The sequence below is a fragment of the Allolucifera butyrica genome (genome assembly GCF_900476375.1).
GTDB classification, from domain to species: Bacteria; Bacillota; Negativicutes; order Sporomusales; family UPPP01; genus Lucifera; species Lucifera butyrica.
Window position 1 is genome coordinate 1 of sequence record NZ_UPPP01000039.1, and the last position, 5,616, is coordinate 5,616.

General features: G+C 44.7%; 9 protein-coding genes. All 9 read right to left on the minus strand.

Going from position 1 to position 5,616, the window contains the following annotated elements; genetic code table 11:
* The coding region (locus LUCIF_RS27525) for a hypothetical protein (RefSeq protein ID WP_122625860.1) at positions 1-741 on the minus strand (741 nt) is incomplete at its 3' end.
* 8 nt (positions 742-749) lie between these two features.
* Entirely contained in the window at positions 750-1,277 is a 528-nt protein-coding gene (locus LUCIF_RS27530; protein WP_000487867.1) for a hypothetical protein, read from the minus strand.
* A 110-nt stretch (positions 1,278-1,387) separates the two neighbouring features.
* Complete coding sequence (locus tag LUCIF_RS27535) at positions 1,388-2,671, minus strand: major capsid protein (RefSeq protein ID WP_000065572.1); 1,284 nt, start codon at positions 2,669-2,671, stop codon at positions 1,388-1,390.
* A gap of 36 nt (positions 2,672-2,707) precedes the next feature.
* Positions 2,708-2,824 carry a phage DNA packaging protein J gene (locus tag LUCIF_RS27540; RefSeq protein ID WP_000033471.1) on the minus strand — a complete coding sequence of 39 codons (117 nt, stop codon included), beginning with the start codon at positions 2,822-2,824 and terminating at the stop codon, positions 2,708-2,710.
* On the minus strand, positions 2,824-3,282 hold the full coding sequence (locus LUCIF_RS27545; RefSeq protein WP_000084700.1) for a scaffolding protein D: 459 nt from the start codon (positions 3,280-3,282) through the stop codon (positions 2,824-2,826). Before LUCIF_RS27545 ends, LUCIF_RS27540 begins: the two co-directional genes overlap by 1 nt.
* Positions 3,279-3,518, minus strand: a complete 240-nt coding sequence (locus tag LUCIF_RS27550; RefSeq protein ID WP_016670801.1) for a phage DNA packaging protein C — start codon at positions 3,516-3,518, stop codon at positions 3,279-3,281. The genes LUCIF_RS27545 and LUCIF_RS27550 overlap by 4 nt, the downstream gene beginning before the upstream one ends.
* The gene (locus LUCIF_RS27555) at positions 3,451-3,603 is read right to left on the minus strand and encodes a hypothetical protein (RefSeq protein WP_435988044.1); all 153 of its coding nucleotides are present in this window, start codon (positions 3,601-3,603) and stop codon (positions 3,451-3,453) included. The genes LUCIF_RS27550 and LUCIF_RS27555 overlap by 68 nt, the downstream gene beginning before the upstream one ends.
* Positions 3,536-5,077 carry a replication endonuclease gene (locus LUCIF_RS27560; RefSeq protein WP_000252566.1) on the minus strand — a complete coding sequence of 514 codons (1,542 nt, stop codon included), beginning with the start codon at positions 5,075-5,077 and terminating at the stop codon, positions 3,536-3,538. Before LUCIF_RS27560 ends, LUCIF_RS27555 begins: the two co-directional genes overlap by 68 nt.
* Before the next feature lie 63 nt (positions 5,078-5,140).
* A partial coding sequence (locus tag LUCIF_RS27565; protein WP_122625861.1) for a microvirus H family protein occupies positions 5,141-5,616 on the minus strand: 476 nt, incomplete at its 5' end.

The following is a 5,616-nucleotide window of genomic DNA, read 5'->3' on the forward strand; positions in this document are numbered from 1 at the left end:
TTGGTCATTGGTAAAATACTGACCAGCCGTTTGAGCTTGAGTAAGCATTTGGCGCATAATCTCGGAAACCTGCTGTTGCTTGGAAAGATTGGTGTTTTCCATAATAGACGCAACGCGAGCAGTAGACTCCTTCTGTTGATAAGCAAGCATCTCATTTTGTGCATATACCTGGTCTTTCGTATTCTGGCGTGAAGTCGCCGACTGAATGCCAGCAATCTCTTTTTGAGTCTCATTTTGCATCTCGGCAATCTCTTTCTGATTGTCCAGTTGCATTTTAGTAAGCTCTTTTTGATTCTCAAATCCGGCGTCAACCATACCAGCAGAGGAAGCATCAGCACCAGCACGCTCCCAAGCATTAAGCTCAGGAAATGCAGCAGCAAGATAATCACGAGTATCCTTTCCTTTATCAGCGGCAGACTTGCCACCAAGTCCAACCAAATCAAGCAACTTATCAGAAACGGCAGAAGTGCCAGCCTGCAACGTACCTTCAAGAAGTCCTTTACCAGCTTTAGCCATAGCACCAGAAACAAAACTAGGGACGGCCTCATCAGGGTTAGGAACATTAGAGCCTTGAATGGCAGATTTAATACCAGCATCACCCATGCCTACAGTATTGTTATCGGTAGCAAGCACATCACCTTGAATGCCACCGGAGGCGGCTTTTTGACCGCCTCCAAACAATTTAGACATGGCGCCACCAGCAAGAGCAGAAGCAATACCGCCAGCAATAGCACCAAACATAAATCACCTCACTTAAGTGGCTGGAGACAAATAATCTCTTTAATAACCTGATTCAGCGAAACCAATCCGCGGCATTTAGTAGCGGTAAAGTTAGACCAAACCATGAAACCAACATAAACATTATTGCCCGGCGTACGGGGAAGGACGTCAATAGTCACACAGTCCTTGACGGTATAATAACCACCATCATGGCGACCATCCAAAGGATAAACATCATAGGCAGTCGGGAGGGTAGTCGGAACCGAAGAAGACTCAAAGCGAACCAAACAGGCAAAAAATTTAGGGTCGGCATCAAAAGCAATATCAGCACCAACAGAAACAACCTGATTAGCGGCGTTGACAGATGTATCCATCTGAATGCAATGAAGAAAACCACCATTACCAGCATTAACCGTCAAACTATCAAAATATAACGTTGACGATGTAGCTTTAGGTGTCTGTAAAACAGGTGCCGAAGAAGCTGGAGTAACAGAAGTGAGAACCAGCTTATCAGAAAAAAAGTTTGAATTATGGCGAGAAATAAAAGTCTGAAACATGATTAAACTCCTAAGCAGAAAACCTACCGCGCTTCGCTTGGTCAACCCCTCAGCGGCAAAAATTAAAATTTTTACCGCTTCGGCGTTATAACCTCACACTCAATCTTTTATCACGAAGTCATGATTGAATCGCGAGTGGTCGGCAGATTGCGATAAACGGTCACATTAAATTTAACCTGACTATTCCACTGCAACAACTGAACGGACTGGAAACACTGGTCATAATCATGGTGGCGAATAAGTACGCGTTCTTGCAAATCACCAGAAGGCGGTTCCTGAATGAATGGGAAGCCTTCAAGAAGGTGATAAGCAGGAGAAACATACGAAGGCGCATAACGATACCACTGACCCTCAGCAATCTTAAACTTCTTAGACGAATCACCAGAACGGAAAACATCCTTCATAGAAATTTCACGCGGCGGCAAGTTGCCATACAAAACAGGGTCGCCAGCAATATCGGTATAAGTCAAAGCACCTTTAGCGTTAAGGTACTGAATCTCTTTAGTCGCAGTAGGCGGAAAACGAACAAGCGCAAGAGTAAACATAGTGCCATGCTCAGGAACAAAGAAACGCGGCACAGAATGTTTATAGGTCTGTTGAACACGACCAGAAAACTGGCCTAACGACGTTTGGTCAGTTCCATCAACATCATAGCCAGATGCCCAGAGATTAGAGCGCATGACAAGTAAAGGACGGTTGTCAGCGTCATAAGAGGTTTTACCTCCAAATGAAGAAATAACATCATGGTAACGCTGCATGAAGTAATCACGTTCTTGGTCAGTATGCAAATTAGCATAAGCAGCTTGCAGACCCATAATGTCAATAGATGTGGTAGAAGTCGTCATTTGGCGAGAAAGCTCAGTCTCAGGAGGAAGCGGAGCAGTCCAAATGTTTTTGAGATGGCAGCAACGGAAACCATAACGAGCATCATCTTGATTAAGCTCATTAGGGTTAGCCTCGGTACGGTCAGGCATCCACGGCGCTTTAAAATAGTTGTTATAGATATTCAAATAACCCTGAAACAAATGCTTAGGGATTTTATTGGTATCAGGGTTAATCGTGCCAAGAAAAGCGGCATGGTCAATATAACCAGTAGTGTTAACAGTCGGGAGAGGAGTGGCATTAACACCATCCTTCATGAACTTAATCCACTGTTCACCATAAACGTGACGATGAGGGACATAAAAAGTAAAAATGTCTACAGTAGAGTCAATAGCAAGGCCACGACGCAATGGAGAAAGACGGAGAGCGCCAACGGCGTCCATCTCGAAGGAGTCGCCAGCGATAACCGGAGTAGTTGAAATGGTAATAAGACGACCAATCTGACCAGCAAGGAAGCCAAGATGGGAAAGGTCATGCGGCATACGCTCGGCGCCAGTTTGAATATTAGACATAATTTATCCTCAAGTAAGGGGCCGAAGCCCCTGCAATTAAAATTGTTGACCACCTACATACCAAAGACGAGCGCCTTTACGCTTGCCTTTAGTACCTCGCAACGGCTGCGGACGACCAGGGCGAGCGCCAGAACGTTTTTTACCTTTAGACATTACATCACTCCTTCTGCACGTAATTTTTGACGCACGTTTTCTTCTGCGTCAGTAAGAACGTCAGTGTTTCCTGCGCGTACACGCAAGGTAAACGCGAACAATTCAGCGGCTTTAACCGGACGCTCGACGCCATTAATAATGTTTTCCGTAAATTCAGCGCCTTCCATGATGAGACAGGCCGTTTGAATGTTGACGGGATGAACATAATAAGCAATGACGGCAGCAATAAACTCAACAGGAGCAGGAAAGCGAGGGTATCCTACAAAGTCCAGCGTACCATAAACGCAAGCCTCAACGCAGCGACGAGCACGAGAGCGGTCAGTAGCAATCCAAACTTTGTTACTCGTCAGAAAATCGAAATCATCTTCGGTTAAATCCAAAACGGCAGAAGCCTGAATGAGCTTAATAGAGGCCAAAGCGGTCTGGAAACGTACGGATTGTTCAGTAACTTGACTCATGATTTCTTACCTATTAGTGGTTGAACAGCATCGGACTCAGATAGTAATCCACGCTCTTTTAAAATGTCAACAAGAGAATCTCTACCATGAACAAAATGTGACTCATATCTAAACCAGTCCTTGACGAACGTGCCAAGCATATTAAGCCACTTCTCCTCATCCAACGCGTCAGTTTTTGACAGAATCGTTAGTTGATGGCGAAAGGTCGCAAAGTAAGAGCTTCTCGAGCTGCGCAAGGATAGGTCGAATTTTCTCATTTTCCGCCAGCAGTCCACTTCGATTTAATTCGTAAACAAGCAGTAGTAATTCCTGCTTTATCAAGATAATTTTTCGACTCATCAGAAATATCCGAAAGTGTTAACTTCTGCGTCATGGAAGCGATAAAACTCTGCAGGTTGGATACGCCAATCATTTTTATCGAAGCGCGCATAAATTTGAGCAGATTTGTCGTCACAGGTTGCGCCGCCAAAACGTCGGCTACAGTAACTTTTCCCAGCCTCAATCTCATCTCTCTTTTTGCGTTCTGCTTCAATATCTGGTTGAACGGCGTCGCGTCGTAACCCAGCTTGGTAAGTTGGATTAAGCACTCCGTGGACAGATTTGTCATTGTGAGCATTTTCATCCCGAAGTTGCGGCTCATTCTGATTCTGAACAGCTTCTTGGGAAGTAGCGACAGCTTGGTTTTTAGTGAGTTGTTCCATTCTTTAGCTCCTAGACCTTTAGCAGCAAGGTCCATATCTGACTTTTTGTTAACGTATTTAGCCACATAGAAACCAACAGCCATATAACTGGTAGCTTTAAGCGGCTCACCTTTAGCATCAACAGGCCACAACCAACCAGAACGTGAAAAAGCGTCCTGCGTGTAGCGAACTGCGATGGGCATACTGTAACCATAAGGCCACGTATTTTGCAAGCTATTTAACTGGCGGCGATTGCGTACCCGACGACCAAAATTAGGGTCAACGCTACCTGTAGGAAGTGTCCGCATAAAGTGCACCGCATGGAAATGAAGACGGCCATTAGCTGTACCATACTCAGGCACACAAAAATACTGATAGCAGTCGGCGTGTGAATCATTAGCCTTGCGACCCTCGGCAGCAAGAACCATACGACCAATATCACGAAAATAGTCACGCAAAGCATTGGGATTATCATAAAACGCCTCTAATCGGTCGTCAGCCAACGTGAGAGTGTCAAAAACGATAAACCAACCATCAGCATGAGCCTGTCGCATTGCATTCATCAAACGCTGAATAGCAAAGCCTCTACGCGATTTCATAGTGGAGGCCTCCAGCAATCTTGAACACTCATCCTTAATACCTTTCTTTTTGGGGTAATTATACTCATCGCGAATATCCTTAAGAGGGCGTTCAGCAGCCAGCTTGCGGCAAAACTGCGTAACCGTCTTCTCGTTCTCTAAAAACCATTTTTCGTCCCCTTCGGGGCGGTGGTCTATAGTGTTATTAATATCAAGTTGGGGGAGCACATTGTAGCATTGTGCCAATTCATCCATTAACTTCTCAGTAACAGATACAAACTCATCACGAACGTCAGAAGCAGCCTTATGGCCGTCAACATACATATCACCATTATCGAACTCAACGCCCTGCATACGAAAAGACAGAATCTCTTCCAAGAGCTTGATGCGGTTATCCATCTGCTTATGGAAGCCAAGCATTGGGGATTGAGAAAGAGTAGAAATGCCACAAGCCTCAATAGCAGGTTTAAGAGCCTCGATACGCTCAAAGTCAAAATAATCAGCGTGACATTCAGAAGGGTAATAAGAACGAACCATAAAAAAGCCTCCAAGATTTGGAGGCATGAAAACATACAATTGGGAGGGTGTCAATCCTGACGGTTATTTCCTAGACAAATTAGAGCCAATACCATCAGCTTTACCGTCTTTCCAGAAATTGTTCCAAGTATCGGCAACAGCTTTATCAATACCATGAAAAATATCAACCACACCAGAAGCAGCATCAGTGACGACATTAGAAATATCCTTTGCAGTAGCGCCAATATGAGAAGAGCCATACCGCTGATTCTGCGTTTGCTGATGAACTAAGTCAACCTCAGCACTAACCTTGCGAGTCATTTCTTTGATTTGGTCATTGGTAAAATACTGACCAGCCGTTTGAGCTTGAGTAAGCATTTGGCGCATAATCTCGGAAACCTGCTGTTGCTTGGAAAGATTGGTGTTTTCCATAATAGACGCAACGCGAGCAGTAGACTCCTTCTGTTGATAAGCAAGCATCTCATTTTGTGCATATACCTGGTCTTTCGTATTCTGGCGTGAAGTCGCCGACTGAATGCCAGCAATCTCTTTTTGAGTCT

Coding starts and splice junctions, on each gene's coding strand:
- LUCIF_RS27530 (WP_000487867.1), bottom strand. CDS start 1,277: ATGTTTCAGACTTTTATTTCTCGCCATAATTCAAACTTTTTTTCTGAT.
- LUCIF_RS27535 (WP_000065572.1), bottom strand. CDS start 2,671: ATGTCTAATATTCAAACTGGCGCCGAGCGTATGCCGCATGACCTTTCC.
- LUCIF_RS27540 (WP_000033471.1), bottom strand. CDS start 2,824: ATGTCTAAAGGTAAAAAACGTTCTGGCGCTCGCCCTGGTCGTCCGCAG.
- LUCIF_RS27545 (WP_000084700.1), bottom strand. CDS start 3,282: ATGAGTCAAGTTACTGAACAATCCGTACGTTTCCAGACCGCTTTGGCC.
- LUCIF_RS27560 (WP_000252566.1), bottom strand. CDS start 5,077: ATGGTTCGTTCTTATTACCCTTCTGAATGTCACGCTGATTATTTTGAC.